The sequence below is a fragment of the Stenotrophomonas chelatiphaga genome, assembly GCF_001431535.1.
GTDB classification, from domain to species: domain Bacteria; phylum Pseudomonadota; class Gammaproteobacteria; order Xanthomonadales; family Xanthomonadaceae; genus Stenotrophomonas; species Stenotrophomonas chelatiphaga.
On record NZ_LDJK01000010.1, the window covers coordinates 1 to 21,974 of the forward strand.

General features: G+C 58.4%; 16 protein-coding genes. 10 read left to right on the forward strand and 6 right to left on the reverse strand.

The window, feature by feature from the left end:
- Positions 1-962: 962 nt before the first annotated feature.
- From ABB28_RS03730 to ABB28_RS03745, 4 genes are all read left to right on the forward strand, one after another.
- Positions 963-1,259, forward strand: a complete 297-nt coding sequence (locus tag ABB28_RS03730) for a hypothetical protein (protein WP_057507344.1) — start codon at positions 963-965, stop codon at positions 1,257-1,259.
- Positions 1,260-1,322: 63 nt separating this feature from the next.
- Complete coding sequence (locus tag ABB28_RS03735; protein WP_057507345.1) at positions 1,323-2,189, forward strand: hypothetical protein; 867 nt, start codon at positions 1,323-1,325, stop codon at positions 2,187-2,189.
- Between the two features lie 289 nt (positions 2,190-2,478).
- Positions 2,479-3,234 carry a hypothetical protein gene (locus ABB28_RS03740; protein ID WP_245625272.1) on the forward strand — a complete coding sequence of 252 codons (756 nt, stop codon included), beginning with the start codon at positions 2,479-2,481 and terminating at the stop codon, positions 3,232-3,234.
- Between the two features lie 27 nt (positions 3,235-3,261).
- A complete protein-coding gene (locus tag ABB28_RS03745; RefSeq protein WP_057507347.1) occupies positions 3,262-4,584 on the forward strand; it encodes an XVIPCD domain-containing protein in 1,323 nt (440 codons plus the stop codon).
- Positions 4,585-4,742: 158 nt separating this feature from the next.
- Here ABB28_RS03745 and ABB28_RS18335 read toward each other — a convergent pair whose 3' ends face one another.
- The 3 genes from ABB28_RS18335 to ABB28_RS03760 all read right to left on the reverse strand — a co-directional run bounded on the left by ABB28_RS18335 (position 4,743) and on the right by ABB28_RS03760 (position 9,656).
- The gene (locus ABB28_RS18335; RefSeq protein WP_083491907.1) at positions 4,743-8,072 is read right to left on the reverse strand and encodes an XVIPCD domain-containing protein; all 3,330 of its coding nucleotides are present in this window, start codon (positions 8,070-8,072) and stop codon (positions 4,743-4,745) included.
- Between the two features lie 36 nt (positions 8,073-8,108).
- Positions 8,109-8,750 carry a DUF1629 domain-containing protein gene (locus ABB28_RS03755; RefSeq protein WP_425479511.1) on the reverse strand — a complete coding sequence of 214 codons (642 nt, stop codon included), beginning with the start codon at positions 8,748-8,750 and terminating at the stop codon, positions 8,109-8,111.
- Positions 8,751-9,047: 297 nt separating this feature from the next.
- Positions 9,048-9,656, reverse strand: coding sequence for a DUF6988 family protein (locus tag ABB28_RS03760; RefSeq protein ID WP_245625273.1), 609 nt, complete (start codon positions 9,654-9,656; stop codon positions 9,048-9,050).
- Positions 9,657-10,395: 739 nt separating this feature from the next.
- Here ABB28_RS03760 and ABB28_RS03765 point away from each other — a divergent pair.
- From ABB28_RS03765 to ABB28_RS17680, 6 genes are all read left to right on the forward strand, one after another.
- On the forward strand, positions 10,396-12,984 hold the full coding sequence (locus ABB28_RS03765) for a Z1 domain-containing protein (RefSeq protein ID WP_211260360.1): 2,589 nt from the start codon (positions 10,396-10,398) through the stop codon (positions 12,982-12,984).
- A complete protein-coding gene (locus tag ABB28_RS18520) occupies positions 12,977-13,924 on the forward strand; it encodes a PD-(D/E)XK motif protein (protein WP_161809849.1) in 948 nt (315 codons plus the stop codon). Before ABB28_RS03765 ends, ABB28_RS18520 begins: the two co-directional genes overlap by 8 nt.
- A gap of 52 nt (positions 13,925-13,976) precedes the next feature.
- On the forward strand, positions 13,977-15,824 hold the full coding sequence (locus ABB28_RS17920; RefSeq protein WP_152983374.1) for a hypothetical protein: 1,848 nt from the start codon (positions 13,977-13,979) through the stop codon (positions 15,822-15,824).
- Positions 15,821-16,732 carry a hypothetical protein gene (locus ABB28_RS03775; RefSeq protein ID WP_057507351.1) on the forward strand — a complete coding sequence of 304 codons (912 nt, stop codon included), beginning with the start codon at positions 15,821-15,823 and terminating at the stop codon, positions 16,730-16,732. Before ABB28_RS17920 ends, ABB28_RS03775 begins: the two co-directional genes overlap by 4 nt.
- Positions 16,733-16,806: 74 nt before the next feature.
- Positions 16,807-17,496 (forward strand): DUF6339 family protein, encoded by a 690-nt coding sequence (locus ABB28_RS03780; RefSeq protein WP_152983375.1) that lies wholly within the window; start codon positions 16,807-16,809, stop codon positions 17,494-17,496.
- A gap of 53 nt (positions 17,497-17,549) precedes the next feature.
- Positions 17,550-19,094 carry a DNA cytosine methyltransferase gene (locus tag ABB28_RS17680; RefSeq protein ID WP_083491909.1) on the forward strand — a complete coding sequence of 515 codons (1,545 nt, stop codon included), beginning with the start codon at positions 17,550-17,552 and terminating at the stop codon, positions 19,092-19,094.
- Here ABB28_RS17680 and ABB28_RS03790 read toward each other — a convergent pair.
- The 3 genes from ABB28_RS03790 to ABB28_RS17930 all read right to left on the reverse strand — a co-directional run bounded on the left by ABB28_RS03790 (position 19,073) and on the right by ABB28_RS17930 (position 21,955).
- Positions 19,073-19,531, reverse strand: coding sequence for a very short patch repair endonuclease (locus ABB28_RS03790; protein WP_057507354.1), 459 nt, complete (start codon positions 19,529-19,531; stop codon positions 19,073-19,075). The two genes, ABB28_RS17680 and ABB28_RS03790, sit on opposite strands and share 22 nt — an antisense overlap.
- A gap of 331 nt (positions 19,532-19,862) precedes the next feature.
- Complete coding sequence (locus ABB28_RS17925) at positions 19,863-20,792, reverse strand: hypothetical protein (protein ID WP_152983376.1); 930 nt, start codon at positions 20,790-20,792, stop codon at positions 19,863-19,865.
- Positions 20,789-21,955, reverse strand: coding sequence for an AAA family ATPase (locus ABB28_RS17930; RefSeq protein ID WP_152983377.1), 1,167 nt, complete (start codon positions 21,953-21,955; stop codon positions 20,789-20,791). Before ABB28_RS17930 ends, ABB28_RS17925 begins: the two co-directional genes overlap by 4 nt.
- Positions 21,956-21,974 lie beyond the last annotated feature (19 nt).

Consider the following 21,974-nt stretch of genomic DNA (forward strand, 5'->3'; position numbering starts at 1 on the left):
CCTCTAGTAGCGCCTGAACCATGCTGCAGCTTGGACTTTGTGACTTCAGATGTCCGCCGCATCGGTAAACCACACCCCATGTGTTTGCTTTGCTGTCCCCATGCCTGCGTCCATGATGGCATCGCGCAGATGGCGATCAACCGTCGCGGGTTGTGTCCGGTTGCAGCAGGAAGAACTCCCCGCGTCGCGGCTGATTCCGTTTCATTATCGATTGTCTATCGGGGCCGGGGGGCCGGGGGGCCGGGGGCCGGGAGAAAGAGCTCCGGCGCAACTCGCGATTGCCATCGCGGGAATATCTTCTAAGAGTCGTGACGTCAGGATTCAACCTACGCATCGTTCTGTTGTCGTATCGCATCGGCACTATCATCATCGACTCCTTCCTGGACCGTCTAGCTGCTGGCCTCACGATCACTGTAGCAGGCGTCCTGGTAGCAGCCACGCATGTCTATGTCCTCTGCTTGCTTCGATCAGACTGACCGGCTGCGCTTGAGCACCTCGCGGACAGCGTCCTCGATGCGTTTCCAGTCCTGAAGAGAGGCGCGCTTGTAGTCCATGCTGATAGAGAGCTTGCTTTCCACATCGACGAAGTAGTGGATGCACCGGTCTGGGGGGTCCGACCCAGCTGGGTTCCCTGGGTGTTGGGCGGATGGCGGCCTGGCGCAGGCACCCACGCTCAACGCGACGGCGAGAGCACATCCCAGCAAGCGGCAGGAAGACAGCAGGCGCATTCGTGGCCTATCCATTGCGGGATGGTGTATGACTATAAGCAATCCTCGTAGGACGTAGGTGACACCGCAGGGTCAGGGCTCGGGAGTGGGACAAGGGTGCACACCGGGCCGGCACGCGGTAATGTCGGACAAGAGACAGAGGCAGGCCAACGCAATGTCGCACCATTGCCGCTGCGTCTGCTGCCGAGCAACCCCACCGGTTCTGCACCGCAAGTGATTCCAAGGAGGAACATCGTGCTCGATACGTCAAACCGTCGTGGCAAACTGGGCGTTGTCCTGCTGCTTTTCGGGCTGCTTTTCCTGGTGCTGGCTATCGGCTACCACGTGAGTTTCATTGGCTTCGCGCTGATTCTGTTGGGTGCATCCGGCCTGCATGATACGCGCTGGCAGGTGGGCATCATCTTCGCGTGCCTTGGCATGGCAGCCGCGTGGGGCGGGTACCACGTAGGCAAGCAGCGGGCGATGGTGGACTCGTCTGGTTCAGCGGGTCAGACCTTTTCGCTTTCCGACGGCGCCTCGCAATGGATCTGAAGTCCGGGCCGGCGGGGCGTTGGGCCCTACGACCTTGCAGATGACCCAGGAGGGATTGGTCCCATGAGTTTACTGGCACCTCGTCGATGCCTTGCTTTGGCATTGGCTGCAGCCCTCTACACGACGGCGTGCGTCCAAGGACCATCATCTGACAGGACGGAAGCGGAAGCTGTCCTGACTGAAAATCCGGCCGAGAGCCGCACCGTAGATGGGTACACGTACACCACCAAGCCCGTTGAGGCCAAGATCGGCCCGCACCGGTTCGCGTTTCCAGCCAACTACTACGACGACCAGATCGGCCCTGCTATCGGCGGCGGGGTCGGGTTGACGTTGATGTGGCCCGAGCTTGATGCTGCGCCTCCTGGGACGCGGTCGACACGCTCAATGTCCGACCATCACCGTGCGATCAGTATGTCCATTGATCACGTAGGCGCAGTGCCCATCGGCAGTTTGCTGCAACGGAGAACCAGTACGGAATCCAAGACCGAAGATGGCTCAGTCGAGCGTCAAGACCCGCGTAATCGATTGGACATGCGTAGGCCTGCGCTTGAGCAGTTCGGGCTTACCCCGTACGTAATCGATGAAGACCGGATGGCGGCATATTCCATGGCTTACTCGGACCAGCGAGGCAAGCCACCAGTACGCAATCCCAGATACGAGGATGACTGGTACGTCGCCCGCTCCAGCGGCGACACACTGTCGACTTTCATCAAGTGTGACCAGCCGCAGAACGGTCGCCAAGGATTGCATATCAAGGGCGCAGCGCTGGTATCCGATGGAGCAGACAGGGTTGCCAGCTGTTCCCACTATTTTGTGGACCAGGCTGACAGCCTATCGGTGACCCTTGTCTACCCCAGCGTCCTGCTGAAGGACTGGAGATCCATCGAAGGTGCAGCGCGGACAGTGTTGGCCAGGTACCGAATCCGCTGATTCAGTTAGCCCATCATGATGCGCTTGGCAAGGATACCGATCACGAAGGCAAGAAGTTCTGAAGTTATCAAGAGCTGAAGTGAGCTGCCCGCGAGCAAGATTTGGGAAGCGTGACCGCTTACCGAATCATTGACGGAGCGGATCCTACAATCCGTCCGATGACCCACAAAGGATTGGTCCCATGAGCGTCCTGTCACCCAGTCGGTGCATTGCCTTGGCATTGGCCGCGGCCCTCAATACGGCGTGCGCCCAGGGACCATCGTCTGAGAAGGCTGAAAAGGAAGCTGCCATGACTGAGAATCCAGCCGAGAGCCGTACCCTTGATGGGTACACCTACACCACCAAGCCAGTTGTGGCGGAGTTCGGACCACACCGGTTCGCGTTCCCAGCAAACTACTACGATGACCAGATCGGTCCTGCCATCGGCGGTGGCGTTGGACTTACCCTCATGTGGCCAGGCCTGCAGGCGGCCCCGCCCGGAACACGGCCTACCCGCTCGATGGCCGATCACTATCGTGCGATCGGAGTGCTGATCGACTACGTGGATGCGGTTCCAATCACAGGGCTACTGGAGCGCATTGCGAGCACCGAAGCGATAACGCCAGAAGGTTCTGTCACCCGCAGAGATCCCACACGGCGACTGGATTTGCGTATTCCGAAGCCACCTCAGTTCGGAATCACTCCCTATGCCGTTGATGAAAAGAAGATGGCCACCTACTCCCAGGAGTATCTGAAGGAGTTCGGCGAGCTACCGATCCGCAACCCACAGTCAGAAAAGGATTGGTATGTGGAGCGGTCCAGCGACGGTAAGGTCAAGACCTTGATCAGGTGCAGTCAGCCGGAAAATGGGCTGGATGGGCTGGTAGTCGAAGGCGAGCTGCTGGTCCCTGATGGAGCCCGGATCATTGCAGACTGCACGCACGACATTGTCGATCTCAACGACAGTATTTCCATGACGATCCGCTACCCACGTGTGCTGCTCAAGGACTGGAAGGCCATCGAGGATGCTGTGCGGACCATGATGGCCCGCTACAGGATTCGCTGACTCTAGTAGAAGGCCAGGGAACTGATCATGAGCGGCTTGAATGAAAACGACATTGCCATCCTGCGTCGATACGCGGACAGTGGAAACCGCGAGCTCTACTGGAATTATCTGGCACAGAAGGAAGGTGGAGACGGCTATGGCTTGCTAGCCTTAGGCGTCGTCCGTAACGACAATCTGCCTGGCCAGGTAGCCAACGCCTACGCCCAGTCCCAAGCCAGCACACAGCACGACCGGGATCCCCGCCTGGACAATCGGGTGCTGAGTGAGCGCGAGTGGGACAGCTTTGGACAGACGCTGTTGCTGCGCGACGTTGAACTGCGCGAACGCTGGATGTCCCGCGGGAAGCCAGAGCTGGCACTGAATCTGCCCGGGCGCGACGTACAGGTGGCGCACGACGACGCATTCCGTCAACACGGTCTGGATCCGAACTGCTGGACACCTCGAATCCTGCTCGACGCCACTCGGCGAAAGCACGGCGAAGATGCGGCAGAAACAGTCTGGAAAGACATGCTGAACAACGAAGCGCGAGGCACGCGTCGCGCGCTGGACACTACCGGCAACGCCTTCGCTGCCATGCCGTGGGCCCAAGCCAGCATGTATGTCGCGAAGCTCGGCGCGTATGAGTTAGCGATGGCCAAGGAAGCAATGCCAACCAATGATCCGAACGTCATCGGGATGCAGAGCTCTCACCATGTCTACAGTGAGCGGGAACGAGCGTGGTACATCCAGGTTGAAGGCGCGATCCCTATCCGCGAGCGCAATGCCTCAGTGATCGACCGGCTGAACGACACGCGCGAACTCCGGCTTGAGCAACAGGAGCGCGCCACCCAGTTCCATCCCGACGACAATTACAGGACGCTGATCGACTCACCGAAGGTAGTTTCCAACGATCTGCGGGTACCCGGTGGCGAGACTGCTACGCGGCTGGCGATGGGGCCGGCGCATGCCGACTATCCGCTTTATCAGCAGGTACGCGGCCATGTCACCGCGCTGGACGCCAAGCTGGGGCGAGAGTTTGACGAGACGAGCGAACGGATGACGTTGAGTCTTGTGGCGCTTGCCAAGGAGAACGGGCTGGAGTGGGCTGACCATGTGGTGCTGAGTGATGCCACCGGTGCGATTGCTGCAGGCCAACGGGTATTTGTTGTGCAGGGTGAGCTCAATGACGCTGCACATCTACGGGCTTCCATGGCGACTGACGTTGCTGTGCAGGCGCCTGCGGAGCAGTCACTGCGGCAGTTGGCGAATGTCAGCCAAGAGCAGCAGTTACAGGCTGCGGCGGTGATCCAGCAGGCGGAGCAGGATGCGGTTGCGAGGAATAGCCAAAGTCAAGCTATGAGGATGGGATGAGCTTTCCGCCTGCTCGTGCCAGTGCGCAGCGCACCCGGCTTGGGCACCGTCGATGTAGCCCGTGCTAATCCTGACTGGCTCTCTGTGCTGGCACTAGCCCCTCTGCATGCCACCAGCCGTCTGCGCCGTCGCCTCACGCTGCCTGAGCTTCTCCTCATTCAGCGCATCCCCATCGAACGTGCCTGCGTATCCTGCTGCTGAATCTGGTCGAGCTGCGCTTGTTCCTGCTGGCGCTCGGACGCTTCAAGGACCTGCCTCTGGCTTACCGCTTCGAACTGCTGCAGGGACTGCTCAACCGGCGCCTGCGCTGCCTGTTCGGTGGGCATCGCGGCACGCAGGTGGGCGGGGTTATCCGGCTCACCCTGGACAACAAAAAGATTCCTCCCCGCGTGTGATTCAGGCGTAGCCTGGCTCAGCAGTACGTGGTCCACCCTTTCCAGTCCGCTGTCCTTGGCGAGCACCAGCAGGCTGGCGCTCATACGCTCGCTGGTTTCATCGAATTCGCGCCCGTGCCGGGCATCGAGCGCAGCCACACCATCGCGCACCTGCTGGTAGAGCGCATGGTCCGGATGGTCAGCCTGCAGCGGTGATGAGGGCGGACGTGGTGTTACGGCTTCATCGGCAACGGGAGCGGCTGCTGTCGTGGTCCTCGACGAATGCACTGGCTGCTGCGCGGCCTCGACTTCAGGGGTGGGCAGCGCCGGCGGCGTCTGGTGGTCTGTCGCAGCGTGCAATGAACGCGTTGCTGCCTCGACCACTGCGGGCTGAGTCGGGAGCTGCTGCCCCGTCGACGCCGGCTGCTCAGAGCTCGCGATGTTCGGCTCACGGACGCCCGGCTCCGGCGAGGGCGTTGGCTGCTCCCGCGCACCCTCCTGGCGTTCCTGCGGTGTCTGCTGCGCCTGGGCAGCGATGGGTTGGGACGCGGCGCCGTCGCGCTCCGTCGGCGGGGATGCCGGCGGCACGTCGGGTCGCTGCGCGCCAGGCGTCTCGCGCGGGCTCGCCTCCTCTGGCGCTTTGGTGCCGGCACGTGCATCCGGCTCGGCCCGCGGCTGCTCGCGGTGCACGGGCGGCGGCGTCTGCGGTGTCCGCTCGGGTTCCACGGGCAGCACAGCAACTGGCGCTGGCGTCATGGCCGCTACGGCGGGCGGCTGAACTGTCTGCAGGGATGGAGCCACCGCTGGAGCCGCATCACGCTGCCGCTCTGCATCAACGGCTGCCTGCGGCGCTTGGGCCTCGTCTTGCAGCGGTGTGTGAACGCTGACTGCCGCGAAGCTGGCGACCTGCTGTGCCTCCTCGCTGGACACGCCTTGGCGGTTGGCCTCGCGTAGTGCCTGCTGGTAGGCCTCGCGCTCATCGGGTGACAGCGCAGCGATACGCAATTCCGGCGCGTCTGGGACGGGCGCCTCGACTGCCTGCCGTGCGCGAACCTCCACCAGTTCCTGGCGCAGCTCATCGCTGCCGGTGACCGCAACCTGGCGTGCCACGCCATCTTGGCCCGCCTGATAATGCGCGATGGGGCTGTCATACCCGTACTGGCCCCTTTCGTTGCGCTGCAGCTGCTGCAGCGACGGACCGGTGATGCCGCTGGCCTCGCGCGTACGCTGCACAGCCAGCTCGATCGCCTGCTGGGTTTCGGGGTTTACGTAAAGATCTATACCGGCACTGCGGTAGCGGTGCACCAGCTCATTCTGTTCAACCTGCGCGGGCGAGGGCGCAGGCCGGGACTGGATGGCCACAAGCTCATCCTGCCACTGCTCCAGCGAGGGCTGGCGCATCTGGTTGGTAAGCTCCAGTTCGGCAGCGAGGTTACCGCTCGCCAGCCCCTGCGCACCCTGCCACTGCCCCGTATCACTACGCTGGTAACGCTGCCCGTCCGAACCCAGGACTGCATCGGGGCGGGCCCGCACTGCCTCGACCGCCGCAGGAATGGCGACGCCGTAGTGCTGTGCGCGTTGGGCTGCATGGCCTGCCAGATATGTTGCCGCCATCGCCTCCTGGCCTGTCGCGATGTTGGATTCGATGCGTCCCAGCGACTGCTGGTTGAGCTGCTGGGCACGCTCCGGCGTCGCGACCTGGGTTTCGTAGATACCACGGTCATTGGCGCCGGAGAGCCCGGTTTTGACCTGGCGCTCCCAGGCCTGGGTATCCGGGTTGCGGTGCCAGTCTGCGTTGTCCAAACCGCGCTGGTCGCTTGGCTGGGCGGGAATGCGGAACGGGTCTTGAGGCGTTGGAGTCTTGGCCAGCGCGAGCTCCACCGCCTTGGCGCTGGCCATGGCGCCCAGCTCCTGGGACTTTTCGTAGCTGGCGGCAATGCCCTGCTCTACCGGGTTACTCCGGCCATCCGGCGTGCGATCAATCGCGGCCTGCCGCTCCCAGTTTCGGCCGTTGAACTGCCAGTCCACGCCGGCCTTGTCGGTCTGGTGGTAGATAGCGCGGTTGTCCAACAGATCCGCGCCCTTATCGAAGGCCTTGCTCAGCAGCAGGGCGTCGGCCGCGACCACGGCCGCCGGCACAAAGCCACTGCCTCCCAGGGCCATGGCCGTGGACGCGCCACCGGCCCAGCCGCCTACATTGCGGGCAATGGCGTGGTTGAGCTCGGATTGGGCTGCGGTGGCGTTGCCTTGTTCGAGCAGTTCAGCGGAGCGGCGTGCGGTGAGTACGGCATCGACGCCGGTTGCGAGCAGTCCGCCAGAGCGTACGAGCGTGCGCGCGGATGCCTCGCCCATCAGGAGATCGAGGGACGCGGCGCCTTGTTGGCTGCGGGGGACACGGATGCGATAGGCAGCCTCCTCACCTAGTACCTTCTCAACGGTCTGGATGCCCTGCGTGGACAGGATCACGCGGCCGTCGTGGTGTGCGTTGGTGATAGCCAGGGACAGGCCTTGGCGCTGGAGTTCAATGTTGCCACCGCGCGTCGGCGGCCTGCTGTCCACGTGTATCTGGTTGAGCGTGGTGACGATGCGCGACTCTGAGCTTGCGACTGCGCCCCAAGTGTGGTCTATGGCGGTAAAGCCCTTTAGCGCTTCGATCTGCTGGGCGTGCGCCTGCTGATAGGTGGCGATGTTGTCGAAGAAGTATCGAACTCTCTGACTAGTCAGCGCAGGTGTCTCACCCACTGACGTATTCGTGTTCAGATCGCCGTTGATCAGGCCAGCCTTGACGGTGTCTCGCAGCAGCTCGATACGCGGCCCCACCCGGTCCATGGCGCCTACATCGCCCCTCAATGCGGCGCGCCCGTCTCGAGTGGACTCTATCTCGTCCAGGTATTCCAGCATCCCATCCTGATAGGCCCGAAGAGGTCCGCCACTGTGGGGCGTGACGCCCAACTCTTGTGCGAAGTGTGGATCTGCAGGAAGAAAGAGTCGATTCTCTTCCGCGTGGATGTTGAACTTTCCAGCGCGCTGGAGCCTGGCAAGCAGTTCGCTGTTCTTCAGCGTCTGCTGTTCAATACCGTGGTGATCCTGGAAGATCGTACGATAGCTTGGCATTTTCGAGGCTCCTTCCCTGTCACCTATGCATACGGATCAGCAGTTGACGACGTCTTCGAACCAGAGTCCGTTCGAGGCTCTTGATGTAACGATACCTGCGGCCTCGACAGCCTCCTTGAAGATTTGATCGCAGAAGACGCCACCGTGGAACGGAAGCTTGAACACATGCGCTGAACCGAGGACCTCGCGCTTGAACGCAAGCCTGACATCACCGGTAAGTCGGTAATACTTGCCAGCCTCGAAGTCGTCGCTGATGATGATTTTGAGTTGCGAGCTCTCCTCATCCAGGGCATCGAGCGTTCGCACAACGTCGCAGAGGAAGTAGGCGGGCCCTTTCGATCCGTCCTCCATCCGATAGTCAACGGCAGCAAAAGCAAAAGCACCCGAATCAACGGTTTCCATCACTCTGCGCAGTCGTTCCGAGACGAGCCAGTATCCGCTCAGCCCACCTTCCAAGTCCTCTGGTGGTACACCCTCTTGAGGGCGGTAGACGAGCAGCGGAGTTTCACGAAGCGACGGGAACCCGCCACCCTCTGGCTGAAGAATGATCCGTGGAGGCGTCAGCAAGGCGTCTTCGTTCGCAAAGACAACGCCGTGCCCTTTTCCACCTCTCGTTGCATCGGGGCGGAGCTTGAAGAACTCGCCGGCCTTCGGCTCATTCTTGGCGATGGGTTCCATAAGAGGCATCCTATCCATACGGCGGCGAGAACTGTGTGCTCGGGAAGGCTAACCCGCGGGGCGGGCACATTTCCAGCACTTAGAGCCAAAGCGGTGGATGGGTGCGCCGGGCTGCACCTTCGACGAAACCAGCGAGAGCATGTAGGCCAGCCTTCTGGCCAACGCCCGGTACAGGAGTCTGAGCCAGGTGGAGGAAACCGGGCAGCGCCCAGCGCACGAGCAGGCGGCAGAAATGCAGCGCACGCAGGGGCAACAGCAGCGCGCTTCTTCGCCGTCGATCTGGACAGTCGCCATCAACTAGATCGACTGCCCTGACAGTGAAGCCTCTCTGATGACGCGGCGTTTCTCTTCATCGAACAGAAGACACCCGGAATACGTCTCGTTGAGCCGCAGCACTTTCTTCTGCATATCCGGGATACCGCTGAGGATGGCGAGATGCTGCCCCGCCATGATCGACATATTGTTGCTCATGCGGATGACATTGATCGCCAAGGGCGTAGGGAAACCATCGCGGCTCCGACTCAATGCGTGTACCCCTGCGTGCACGAATGAGTTCAGGGGTTGCCAGGCATACGTTTTCAGTTCGATGAGGTGTGGCAGCAGGTGGGCCAGAAAAGGTACCTGCGCGAATGCGTGCAACATCTTCGACAGCATCGGCAACCGTTCCTCGCTCTTTCCAGCTTCCGGCGGCAGGGAAAGCAGCTCGACCTGCTCTTCAGTTGCACAGTGCATGATCCAAACTGACCGCGTGAATGCCTCGTACTGGCAGCGCACCAACACCATCGCAGAGGAAGCCATGCCGGTCTGCAGCAGCGTACCAAGGGCCTCTGCGTGCTCAAGGCTCAGCAATGCTGCGTCCACTGATGCCAGCAATCTGGACGAGTCATCCGCCAGCGGATGATCCACCGTGGAGAGGACCGCCTGGCGAAGCAGCGCGGATCGATTGAGCAGGTCTTCCAGGACGATTACTCCACATGTCTGCTAGGGGAGCATAGCCAGTGTGGTGCGCCGTGCGCCAGAGCCTGAACCCTAGCCGTTCTCATCAATTGAGGCCTTGCAACGCTAGCGATCGCTTTTCGCTGGAGGATGGCCATAACCAACACCTACGCCAGATACCTGGAAGCTTCGCTGGCCAGAAACTTACCGGTTCAGAAACCACGCGCCATTCGCAAGCGCTCCATATGAGGGCTCCTGCGCGCGCTTCTGGCTCACCACTTCGAACTGCTGCAAGGACTGCTCAATCGGGATTCGCGCCGCCTGTTCAGCGGGCATCTCGGCACGCAGATGGGCCGGGTTATCCGATTCTATAGACGCGAAGCCGGTTCCTGCCTACGCAGGATTCGCGTGATTCCGCTAACGGCAAGTGGTCCACCCATTCTAGTCCGCTGCCCTTGGCGAACAGCAAGAGGGTGGCGCTCATGCGCTCGCTGGTTTCGTTGAGTTCTCGCCCGCGCCGATGCGCGCCACGATTTTCCACCCGTTGCGCACTCTTCAAGCGTCGGTTGCGTAGATAGCCACAGTCGATGACAATCCGAGTACCGAATCACAGCGCACTAGAAGGCAGCGCTTCGCTGAAGGGCATGGATGCTGCAGGGGGCACATCCAGCCTTGCATTCTGTTGCCCCCGACAGCGCAGGATGCCGACTTGAAGACACAGATTGACGCTTTTTCGGACATGATTCGGGCGAAGCTCCCGAGCTACGATACTTTGGACAACGCCGTACAGGCCCTCCGCCAAGATCTCGAAGCTGTCATGCGAGACTTTCCAGCAGATGTCGAGGCAAACTTTCAGGCAGCGGTAGAAAGTGTTCGCTCGTCTTTCCAGAAAGTTGAAGTTCTACGAAAGAACTCACTGATTAAACCCCGGCCGACTTGGTATACAGGCCCGTCAGAACACGACCGGCATTGGCCAGCTCTTTTGGGCTATCTCCGGGAGGTCAAGAACTGGAAGGAAGCATCCGAATCGCTCGACGAGTCATCGTCGGAGATCGTATCGTTGCTCGCCAATCCCGCTGAAGACTCATTCCGCTGCCGGGGCTTGGTCGTTGGCTACGTGCAGTCCGGAAAGACGGCTAATATGACTGCGGTCATTGCAAAGGCCGTCGATGCTGGCTACAACTTGATAGTTCTTCTCGGCGGGGTGACGAACAAGCTGCGCTCGCAAACGCAGCGACGCATCGAGAGCGACGTAGTCGAAAGGCACCGGACGCTTTGGCAGATGTACACGACAACAGAGGATGCTGGCGACTTCATCAAGCCCGCTAATGATCAGTTTGTCATGCCCCATAAGGGCGGTGCACAGTTGGTGGTGATGAAGAAGGAATCTACGCGGCTGGACAAACTGCTCGACACCGTCACGAGAACTCCACCACCAATAATGCGGAAGCTCAAAGCGCTCATCATTGACGACGAGTGCGATCAGGCATCCGTGAATGCTACCGGCGACGATGAAGAAATCACGCGTATCAACGAAGCAATTCGGCGATTGATCGCAGCACTTCCGTGCGTGTCATACGTAGGTTACACCGCAACCCCGTTTGCAAATGTCTTCATCAAGCCATTTCCCGAGCGCGCCGACAAGCTAGATGATCTGTATCCCGAGGATTTCATCACTGCCCTGCCGCGCCCCAAGGGTTATTTTGGAACGCTAGAAGTGTTCGGCACCTCGGATGCTTCTGCCGATGATGTGGAGATTGATTATGGACGGGATATGTTCCGCGCAATCCCGTCCGAAGAGCTGGAGCTCCTAACGCCAAAGGGAAAGGGCGGCCACAAATCTTTCATGCCCGCTGTGACGCCCCAGCTGCAGAGAGCCATCGCATGGTTCCTGATCTCATGCGCCATTCGTCGAACGCGCGGTCAGCAGGATGATCACATGACCATGCTGGTTCACACCTCGGCGTACGTGGTTCAGCATGAGAACATGGCTCAAGCGATTCGAGCGTGGATCTCGGCAAACAGCGATGCCATGAGGGCCATGAGCGGTAGCGCAGGAAAGCTCCTGAAGGACGTGTTTGCCCAAGAGATTGTGAGAAGTCCGCTCGTTGCGGAAGTGCCTGCAAACTATCTCGAATCTTCACTGAAGGTTTCACTTGGCCTCGTTCTGGATACGCTTGAGCTTGTTGTTGAGAACGGCGAGAGCTTAGAGCGCCTTGATTTCACTAAGGGCGCAAGAACCTACATCGTTGTCGGCGGCTCTGTCTTGGCTCGCGGCCTCACCTTGGAGGGCCTGTGCGTATCCTTCTTCCTGAGGACTTCTCGCCAGTACGACACACTTCTGCAGATGGGTCGATGGTTCGGCTTCCGAAAAGGTTACGAGGACCTGCCGAGGCTGTGGACGACGACTGATCTCATCTCGAACTTTCGCGCACTTGCCCAAGTCGAGGAAGAGATCCGAAAGGAGATATCGGTCTACAAGACTGCCGAAGTAAGTCCGCTCGATTTCGCGGTCAAGGTCCGTTCGATTCCTGGACTGGCCATTACGTCAGCAGCCAAAATGACGCATGCCGTAAGGGCCAGCATCAGCTTTGATGGGAAGCATGAACAGACTACAAGATTCAATCATAAGGACAAGGAGGTCGTCCGAAAGAACTGGGAGGCTGCCTTGTCCTTGGCGGAACATCTTGTCGATAGCGGTTACGAGAGGATAAAGCCTCACACGTTTGCTGGGGTTCCCCTATCCACGATACGTAGCTTCCTGACTCGTTACAGCATGTGCGACAAGCAGCTCAGCCTGAACAAGGAACTACTGCTTGCATACCTGGATGCATCTGCGTCGAGGCTGAAGGAGTGGAATGTGGCGATCATGAGCTCAGGCGGCAGTGCAAACCCCGTCGCCATGGGCTCGCTCGGGGAGATGGTTCCGTTCGTTCGTTCTCGCTTGGCTGAGCCATCAGACTACGCCGACATCAAAGCACTGATGTCCAAACACGACTTGTTGTCCGATGTGGTCGCAGATGAAGCGCCAAAGGCGGCGGGTTGGGAGGACCTGAAGGACCGTCGCCCCAAGGTCCCGTTGTTGCTCATCTATCCGATTGATCGAGAGTCGGCTCCGGCAAGCCCTCCGGATCAACGTGTACCGCTCGATGCGGCAGGGACGCTAATTGGCCTGGGCTTCGTTTTTCCGGGTCAACGGGATAAGTCCAGCAGCTTCTTCAGCGTAGACCTTAACGTTCCCACTCCGGACCAACTGGCGGATGATCCGACCGCGGAGATTGAGGAAGCAGATGCCTAAGTCTCCTCACGAACACTGGCTGGGTCTTCGCGAACTTAGTCGGGGAGATTCGCGAGCCGAGGTCTCAACGGTCGCCGGCGACGCGGACACAGGTTTCGGCCCTGTCCGCTTCGCCCTTACAGAGACGGCTGCTCCCCGGCTGCTGGTACCCATCGCCTCTTCTATAGCCAACTTGCAGGCGAAAACACTGAGCGGGCCGAGCGTTGAAGTTCGCATATCTCGCCTCTCTCTGGATGGCGCTGCTTCAGTGTATCTGGATATCAGTCTGCTTGAACCTCGGTTACATCAGCTCTTCGGAGAGCTCTGTACAGAGATGGTGTCACGTATCGCTGCCGGCACTTCGCCTGTCACTGCAGTGACGAGCACTATCGAGGACTACCGCGCGCTGCTGGCGGAAAGCCAAGACCAGAGCGTAAGCAGGAATAGTTTAATCGGCCTCCTTGGCGAGCTGATGATGCTACTCGAAGGTGCCAAGAGAAGCTCGACCGCTGTTGAGTCGTGGACTGGACCTACTGGGCAACGCCATGACTTCCGCGGAAGGCATGGCGCCCTCGAAGTCAAATCAACAGGCTACAAGCAGCGAACGACCATTCGTATTCATGGCATTGAACAGCTCTGTCCTCCGTCAGATGCCCCACTTTGGCTGGCTCATGTCGTGCTGGAGAGCTCTCAGGCAGGCAACATTCACGTAGCAGCGCTGTACAACGAACTCGTAGCGGTTGGTGTTCCCTCAACCATGCTTCTCACTCGCCTAGCCTCGCTTGGCTGCAATGATCCGTTGGCGCCAGAATGGAACGCGGCCAAGTTCTCCTCTGAGGGTATGAGCCTTTACTCGGTGAACGACCGCTTTCCACGCCTCATGCCTCCGTCCACCGCAGATGGCTCGGCCCCGCCTGGCACAGCGAGATCGAGTACACCGTTGATCTGTCGGCGGCAGTAGAACAGATGCTGCCGGTCGCTCACCACGATGACGTCTTGAGGGCCGTGTTTGAATGAATTTGAATCTTTATAGCGAGCCGTTTTCGAAGAATGGGAACCTTGCGGGCGAGGGTTTCAAGCGTCTGCTCGGGCGTCCAAACCTCGATCTTCTACAAACTCTTGTTCGTGAAAGTCTTCAGAACGTCATTGACGCAACCCTGCCCGGCTTTGCACCGCAGGCGAGGATCAGGCTCCGACGACTTGGCGTCGAAGAGCGAGCTGCCCTGACCGGGGTGGTCCTCGCGACTCTGCCACAAGGGCTCGCCTCCCGCGAAGCGCTGCAAAACACCACTGAGAAGGAGGAGCTTTGGGTTTTGGAGATCGCGGACTTTGGCACTGTGGGCTTGTCCGGGCCAACCGAAGCCGATGTCCCTCCAGCGCCCGATGAGCGAGCGAACTTCGTCAACTTTCTCAAGAATGTTGGTGCAGCGCGTGATAGCCATCAGGGTGGAGGTACCTACGGTTACGGCAAAAGCTCGCTGTATGGAATGAGTACCTGCTCTCTGGTCCTTGTCGATAGCCAGACGTTTGAGCATACCCGGCCGGTAAGGCGCTTCATGGCGTGTCATCTGGGTGATGCATTCGACGTTGATTCGTCGACCCCAGGACCCAGGCGATTCACGGGACGTCATTGGTGGGGAATGTCTGGTGAAGGTGACAGCATTGCTCCTGCTACAGATGAGAACGCCATCGCGCTCAGCAAGTCACTTGGCATCTTCCCTCGGGCCGAGACAGACAGCGGCACATCAATTGTCATCCTTGATCCAGAGTTGGACTTCTCTTCGCTTGAGAAGCTCGGGCCGGAGCTCGTTACCTGTGTACTGCTGAATTTTTGGCCAAGAATGGCACAGACGACGAATGCGGATCGACGCCTGCATGTGACGATCGAGATCGACGGCGAAACGATCGAGGTGCCTAGCCCTGAAGCATTCCCTCCACTTGATTTGTTCTGCAGGGCATTGGCGGATGTGCGTACTGGAAGCGCCAATCTTCACAAGATCAAGTCGCAGCGGCCAGCCAAGGACCTTGGCCGCCTTGCGTTCGCGCCCGGTATATCCGCGCCTCGCCATCCGCTTTGCGCACCGGGTGGCTCCGATGTGCTGGCGAACTCATCCCACATCGCGGTAATGCGGCCGGTGGAGCTTGTGGTCAAGTACATCCGAGGGAGTGCCTATCCGGATCCAACCCTGGAATGGGCGGGGGTCTTTGTCTGCTCCAAAGACCCGGAGGTAGAGGAGGCATTTGCTCAAGCCGAGCCACCTACTCACGACGACTGGGTTCCAAACAACCTTCCCAAGGGGAGGCAACAGACAATGGTGCGCGTGGGAATGCGCGATTTGCGTATTCAGGCGGATAACTTTGTCCCTGTCAGATCACTTGAACGATCTGCCGATGCAGGTGGACCAAGCCTAGCTGCTACTTCTGGACAGATGGGAAAGTTCCTCGGTCCCGTCAGCTCGCGTGGCGCAGGGAAACCGACCGCGCCTGGGCGCATCTCCGCTTCTGTGAAGAAGGGCGTTCGCGTCACAGCACTCGAAATGATTGGCCTTTCGATCGCACCTGATGGCAGCCGCGTTGCCAACTTCCATGCCGATCTTTTTAACGATGGAAGCAAGGGCCCCATCTCAGTGTTGATTGAACCCAAGCTGGTCGTTGACGGCGGTGGAATTGATGCGGTCGGCGTGCCAGACCACTTGATTCCCACGGTTCAATGCGTCGCGTTACCCTCCCATGGGTTGATGACCGCTGACAGTACGCTTGCAGTGGGCCTTCTAGAGGGTCAGATCACCGCATCGATCAGACTTGTCGAAGGCGCCGCTATTACGGCTGCGGCTCGCATCCTGGAAGGAGTTGAGTCATGAGCCGAATCGCTTACCCTTTCCTTCGCATACCTGATGAAGCCATCGAATTTACCGGATGGCATATTGGGGATGTGGGCTTGCCGCTGTTTCCGGCAACGGAGATTCTGGAGGACTGGGACTACGCCAGAGACCTGACCTTGAGCGGTAGTGTCACTGTCGACTGGGAGGCTGCATCATCGGCCATTGGCTTTGGAGACGGGGACTGGCTGGCGCTCGCACAGTTGAGCATCGGTACTGGTCAAGGTCATCTTCCCCGCTTGGTTCGGAATGTTGCCAGCCATCGGCTCTCGAAGGATTCGACGTCGGCCTTGTTCGAGGTTGTCGTCCCAGGACAGTCCCTCTCTGCACAGTTGATAGCCCGTCTGGATATCATTCTGCTGGAATCCTCTGTCTCGGCGTCGGAACTCTCTCCAGTTGCAAAGGGCTCCCGACTGTGGCGCGAGGAGTTGGATGTCATCATCGAGGACGGTGGCAATGCGAGATTCCCTGTTTCGTCCATCAGCTTTCAAGCGGCGTTCGCAGACAAGCCCCATCAGTTCGCACCTTGGTATGTGGACTGGCGCCCGGAAGATCTCTTCGGTGACTTCTCTTCAAAGGTGGTGCTGTACGTGAACTCCGATGAGGAACTCTTCCTTGAGCGATTCATGCAGGGCGAGCGCCTCACCGTCCAGGCGGTTCTCGGTGGCGTAGCTGCTCAGATGTGCTCCACCGTTCTTCTGCATAACACTGATGAACTTGATTTTGATGTGTTCGAGGAAGGGTCCGTCGGCGGAGTCCTGCGGCACTGGCTTCACCAGGCGTTTCCGGACGAAGGCGGAGTCGCCTCACTGGTCAGGCTGCTCCACAACGACCCAGGGGCGTTTAATGCCGCAATGATTGCGGTGGCGGATATGGGAGACAGATCTTGACGAGCGTTGATCTACTACCGCGACTGTCCCGGGTTGGAGTGAACTGCGTTTTGAGGGACCTGGGCCCAGAGTTCGTGTCCGAAGACGCCTTAGCCTACTTGAACGAACATGCGTCCTTCACGAGCTATGCTGCAACCGGCGGTGTCCGTGCTCAGCGTTCGTCGCCTACGATCGCAGGCTTGATACGCGCTGTGGCTATCGAATGTGGATTTCCTTCTTCTTCCGGCCTAACGGTCAGAGCGAAGTTTGATCGGGATGCAGCTATTGCGCTCGCTGCTGTGCAGGAGCTATCCGGCGCGGAAGGGCTGAGAGATGACGTCTGGGCATACCTGACCACGGTGCTTCTCCCTGATGTGGCTCGCTGGCGTTTTCCCAGCGTCACCGAGGATCGCTTCCACGGAGGCGCTCGTAACACACTCCAGCGCCTCCACATGCGTTCGCGGGCCCTCGACCTTGGTGAGGACGCGGGCGTAGACCGGTGGAGGCTGCTGAGAGCACTCACCGAGGACGCGCATGTCGCCATCTTTGAACGTCCATCAATAGGGGGCAACCCCATTCTTGCGCAAGCGATTGCACGCCAGTGGATCTTGTCGAGTAGTGCCGTGGGAAAGGCGGCGATGGAAGGCGTGATGCGGCACGCGATCAAGATTCTGCGGCTGAGGTATCAGGTTTTCGAGCTGGGTATTTTGGAGGAAGATGAGCTGACTACGGCGCTTGGATTGGTGTTTTCGGAAGCAGCGGGCCTATCCTCCCCCGCCAGCTAGTTTTGGTTGAATTGCAGCCCCGGGCGTGCGATCCTGGCGCCGCTCCAGGGCGCATGGGCGCCCTGCTCATCCTTGTGAAGTCAGGCATGCACATCCCAGTAGTTGACATCTTCGCAGGCCCAGGTGGGCTGGGCGAAGGATTTTCTGCCTACACGGCACCTCGAAACGCCAGGCATCAGCCGTTCAAGATCGCCATTTCGGCAGAGATGGAAGTCAATGCGGCCAGGACGCTCCGCTTGCGCGCCTTCTACAGGCAGTTCGCGCCCGGGAAAGCGCCTACCAGCTACTACGACTACGTTGCCGGTCGGGCCGCAGCACCGTGGACGGATGCGACGGAGAGTCAGTGGGCGGCTGCCGGCCATGAGGCACGACAGCTGAAACTGGGCGAGCCTGCTGATGACAAGGAGCTGCATGCCCGTATTCGCGAGGTTGGTGCACAGGACGATCCTTGGGTCCTTATCGGAGGACCTCCCTGCCAAGCCTATTCCCTGGTGGGGCGCGCCCGAAATCGCGGCGTTGTGGGCTACAAAGCGGAGGAGGACCCCAGGCACTTCCTGTACAAGCACTACCTGAAGATTCTGAGGAACTACTCGCCTGCCGCGTTCGTAATGGAGAACGTCAAGGGCATACTGTCGTCGAAGGTGGGCGGCGAGCTCATGTTCCCGCGCATTCTGGAAGATCTCCGTGCTCCAGGCGGACGGAATGGGCCGAAGTACAAAATCCTGCCGCTCGTTGAGGAGCAGAATGGGCTATTTGATGATGAGGATGGACGCCGTTACATTCTTAGGGCTGAAGAGCTAGGGGTTCCTCAGGCCCGTCACCGCGTTGTCCTTTTTGGAGTTCGTGAGGATGTCGAGATCGGTTCGGTACGCCAGATTCGGCGCGCTGCGGGCCAGTACGGCGTAGGGGATGTTCTGGCTGGCATGCCAGAGCTCCGAAGCGGGATCACCAATGTCGAGTTCGACGATTGGCCTGCCGCCGCACGTGAAGTGCTTCGGCATGCGGCCGAGCTTTCGGACGATGCGAAGGTCAGTCGGGAGCTCAAGGACCAGGCGAAGCTTGTGGCGAGCTCAGATGCCGGTCCGGGGGGGAGGTCCATGCCCAAAGCAGCGTCGGCAGACAATGTGCCTGAACATCTGAGGACTTGGCTTCTGGATCAGCGACTTGGGCACATCCTCAATCATGAGGTCCGCCCACACATGTGGATGGATCTGGTCCGTTATGGCTATGCGTCCGCATTTACAAGAATCCATGGCCGCGCTCCCCGAGGAGCTTCAGAGTTTCCTGAAGCGATGCATCCCAACCATGAGAACTGGACAAGTGGCAAGTTTGTCGATCGATTTAAAGTCCAGGCATGGGAGCATCCCAGCTCCACTGTAACCAGCCATCTTTCGAAAGATGGGCACTACTTTATTCACCCTGATCCTGCGCAGCTTAGGAGCCTGTCTGTTCGGGAAGCGGCGCGTCTTCAGACCTTCCCCGACAATTATTTCTTTGAAGGATCTCGGGGCGCTCAATTCCGTCAAGTAGGCAACGCAGTACCGCCGTGGATGGCAAGACAGATTGCTGACGTTGTCTATTCGGCACTGGGATCTTGAGCGGAGGTGAATTCATGGAACGATCTATCTGACAGGACGAAGTCGTGGAGCCCAGCCAGCGTCGTCTCACTTGAGCGGCGCAGGGCACACTCCCACACCACCGCGACGCGCCATCCTTGCATCAACAACGCTCGCTGTGATGCCTCGTCTCGGGTACGGTTTTTTTCAAGCTTGCTGACCCAAAACTCGCGCCTCGTGCCAGGTGTCGTTGCGTATCGGCACTCGCGATGGCGATGCCAGAAACAACCATGGACAAAGACGACTGCGTTGTGACGGATGAACACAAGATCCGGTGACCCATCAAGTTTCTTGTCATGAAGCCGGTAGCGAAGCCCGCGGGCGTGTAGATACTTCCTGACAATAAGCTCGGGCTTAGTGTCCTTCCCTCTGATACCCGACATCATGAGCGCGCGCTTCTCACTGGACACGATGTCCATGACCTTCTCCTCTCAGTCAGTAATCACCCGACGCACCGACCTGACTAGCAGCCAGGTTCAGAATGCGGCGCTGAACTGGGAGCATGAGACCGAAATGCGCGTTTCAGAAGCGTGTACGAGGGAGGCATCGTGATGACCGGCGATGGTCAGACCTAGACCTAGCTCTTCAAGAGGATCGCGGCGACGCGGAGTGCAGCTAAAGATCAGTCCGCGCAACTGCCTCACCACACGCCATTTCGGCTTCGTGTTCTTGCGACGTCGGGCCGCTCTTGAAACTTGCATCCCGCTGACCAACGGAAGGCGCTCGGGCACTATGCGCAAAGTCTAATCTTCACTCGCTTGGAACCAGCTCCCAAAGTGAGCGCTTGGCACTTCCCAGCCTAGCATTCTTATAATCTTTACAATCGAAATTCATGAAGACCGACTCATCCAATGCCTTCGATGATATCGCCAGGCGCAGTTCTGAATCTCCACAGCGCACCATAAGCAAGCGATCAAGAAAATTTCTCAGCTTATCGCCCTCGTTTTGATATCGCTCTTTCAGCATAAAGGTACGCTTCGAAGCAGCGATAGACTTTTCCATTGCCGGATCACCATTATCCAAACCAACAAGAACGAACTCGGCGATTGCCGTAGGCGTATGCATGATTTGCATATAACTATCAATATCGATATCTATTTTTATCACCTCATCGTCTTCAAACGGATGAAGATGCGGTAATGAAATAAAATTCTTGTCTCGCTTCAGTGCGGAATTGCAATGCGCGCAGCTAGGCACTAGGTTGTACAGCGATAACGCGAGAAACGGAAATTTGGATTGGCAATAGTAATGATCTAGTTCCTGACGAATACCAGCCACCCCTCCTTCTCGAATAACCGTCTTTGTTTCCTCAAGCTGACAGTATGGACACATCGAGTTTCCCGCCATAGCGCACAACCTGTAAGCATTCCAAGCGCCATCCCGGTCATCGCGAAATCGTTCATAATTAAGGATTCGTCGGCATTCAAGCAGGAACTCGTTATAGTTCCCGCAAGGGAAGGGTCGAGAAAAAGCCCGGCGTACATTTTCGACAACCTTCCTAAGCTCAGAAGGAGACCCTACCGCCAAGGTCTCAATGTCATCTGCCAGCAAGCTCAAGAGAAATGAACTTGAAGACAATCTAGTTCCAGTAGCCTTCAGCGCACCAAGGGCTATATTTTGCATGTACTTCAGGTGGGACGCACGTGCCGCCTTCCAAGCCCCCATTATGGAGATGATCATTTTTTTCCTATCTCCATCTCACGCTGAAAAAGCTCGAGCAAAATTGGATCGTCAATGAGCCCTTGGTGATAGGGACTGACCATTCCACCGGATCTGCCAATATTGACCCATTCACTAATAGTTTTAAATGCAAAATCACCGACCGTACCCGCACCTCCAGTAAATCTAACGATGTCAGGAAGTTGCGCTCCAAATGATCTGATCGGCTTTGAATCGACCTCGACTCCAACATCATGAAGGCGATGTATGCAGTCCCTTGGGAAATCCGACATTAGCACCGGCGAGTGAGAAGTAATAATTACTTGGAGTGAATAAAATAGGCTGGAAAAATCGCCTCGAAGCTCAGCAATAAAATCGTTAAGAAGCGAGATGTACCTCTGCTGCCACTCCAAGTGAAGAAAAACATCTCCCTCATCAATCATTAACACCAGAGAGATGTCTCGGCGACCTTCCCGGTAGATTCTTACTACAGCCTCTCTGATTTCAACAAATTGCATTACCAGAGCAGCCATTCCCGAGCTCGCCTCTCGGATTTCTGGTTCACAGATCTCAGATGTATAGCCTTCTCGCCAAGGATCTAGATAGGCGAATTGACCCACGGTGTGCAGATCGGCTGACATGTCATCAATATCGTTGTTCCTTCGAAAATTGACCAGCTCATTGACGAAAGACACAAATCTATCCAGGCTTCCGTATGAGGATTTCCCTCTCTGACCTCGCGGGTCCTTTGCGAGCATGAGCACCGTCAGCAGTGTGGCGACGAAGCTTTCGCGTCGTCCTTTTTCACAAAGGGACAATGCCCGCAGCCAGATGTCGAGCTTTGCGTCTTCCCAAACCAAAATTCCGAGCCCGTTGGAACGAAAGAATTCATCTATTCTGATTCCTACATAAGCAAGTATCTGGTCCCTCAGCCACTCCTGTTCGCCCAGTTTAGAACCTTGTTCCCACTGACTGCGCCTATCTCTTGGCGAGTCAAAACTGGCGTTTTCACGCATCATCCGGAGCAGTTCATCGTCAATAAGGGCGTCTTCCTCAAAGGCCTGCTGAAGCCCCTTGAAGAGAAGCTTAGTACCCTCTTGGACGCCGCCCTTCAAACGAAGATAGTACTGGGGCTTGACGCCAAGTTTGAGCAATATGTTTCGCGTAGCCGCATCAATAGCCAACCCATCACTTGCACGCGCC

Coding starts and splice junctions, on each gene's coding strand:
- ABB28_RS03735 (WP_057507345.1), top strand. CDS start 1,323: ATGAGTTTACTGGCACCTCGTCGATGCCTTGCTTTGGCATTGGCTGCA.
- ABB28_RS03740 (WP_245625272.1), top strand. CDS start 2,479: ATGACTGAGAATCCAGCCGAGAGCCGTACCCTTGATGGGTACACCTAC.
- ABB28_RS03745 (WP_057507347.1), top strand. CDS start 3,262: ATGAGCGGCTTGAATGAAAACGACATTGCCATCCTGCGTCGATACGCG.
- ABB28_RS18335 (WP_083491907.1), bottom strand. CDS start 8,072: ATGCCAAGCTATCGTACGATCTTCCAGGATCACCACGGTATTGAACAG.
- ABB28_RS03755 (WP_425479511.1), bottom strand. CDS start 8,750: ATGGAACCCATCGCCAAGAATGAGCCGAAGGCCGGCGAGTTCTTCAAG.
- ABB28_RS18520 (WP_161809849.1), top strand. CDS start 12,977: ATGCCTAAGTCTCCTCACGAACACTGGCTGGGTCTTCGCGAACTTAGT.
- ABB28_RS17920 (WP_152983374.1), top strand. CDS start 13,977: ATGAATTTGAATCTTTATAGCGAGCCGTTTTCGAAGAATGGGAACCTT.
- ABB28_RS03775 (WP_057507351.1), top strand. CDS start 15,821: ATGAGCCGAATCGCTTACCCTTTCCTTCGCATACCTGATGAAGCCATC.
- ABB28_RS17680 (WP_083491909.1), top strand. CDS start 17,550: ATGGGCGCCCTGCTCATCCTTGTGAAGTCAGGCATGCACATCCCAGTA.
- ABB28_RS03790 (WP_057507354.1), bottom strand. CDS start 19,531: ATGGACATCGTGTCCAGTGAGAAGCGCGCGCTCATGATGTCGGGTATC.
- ABB28_RS17925 (WP_152983376.1), bottom strand. CDS start 20,792: ATGATCATCTCCATAATGGGGGCTTGGAAGGCGGCACGTGCGTCCCAC.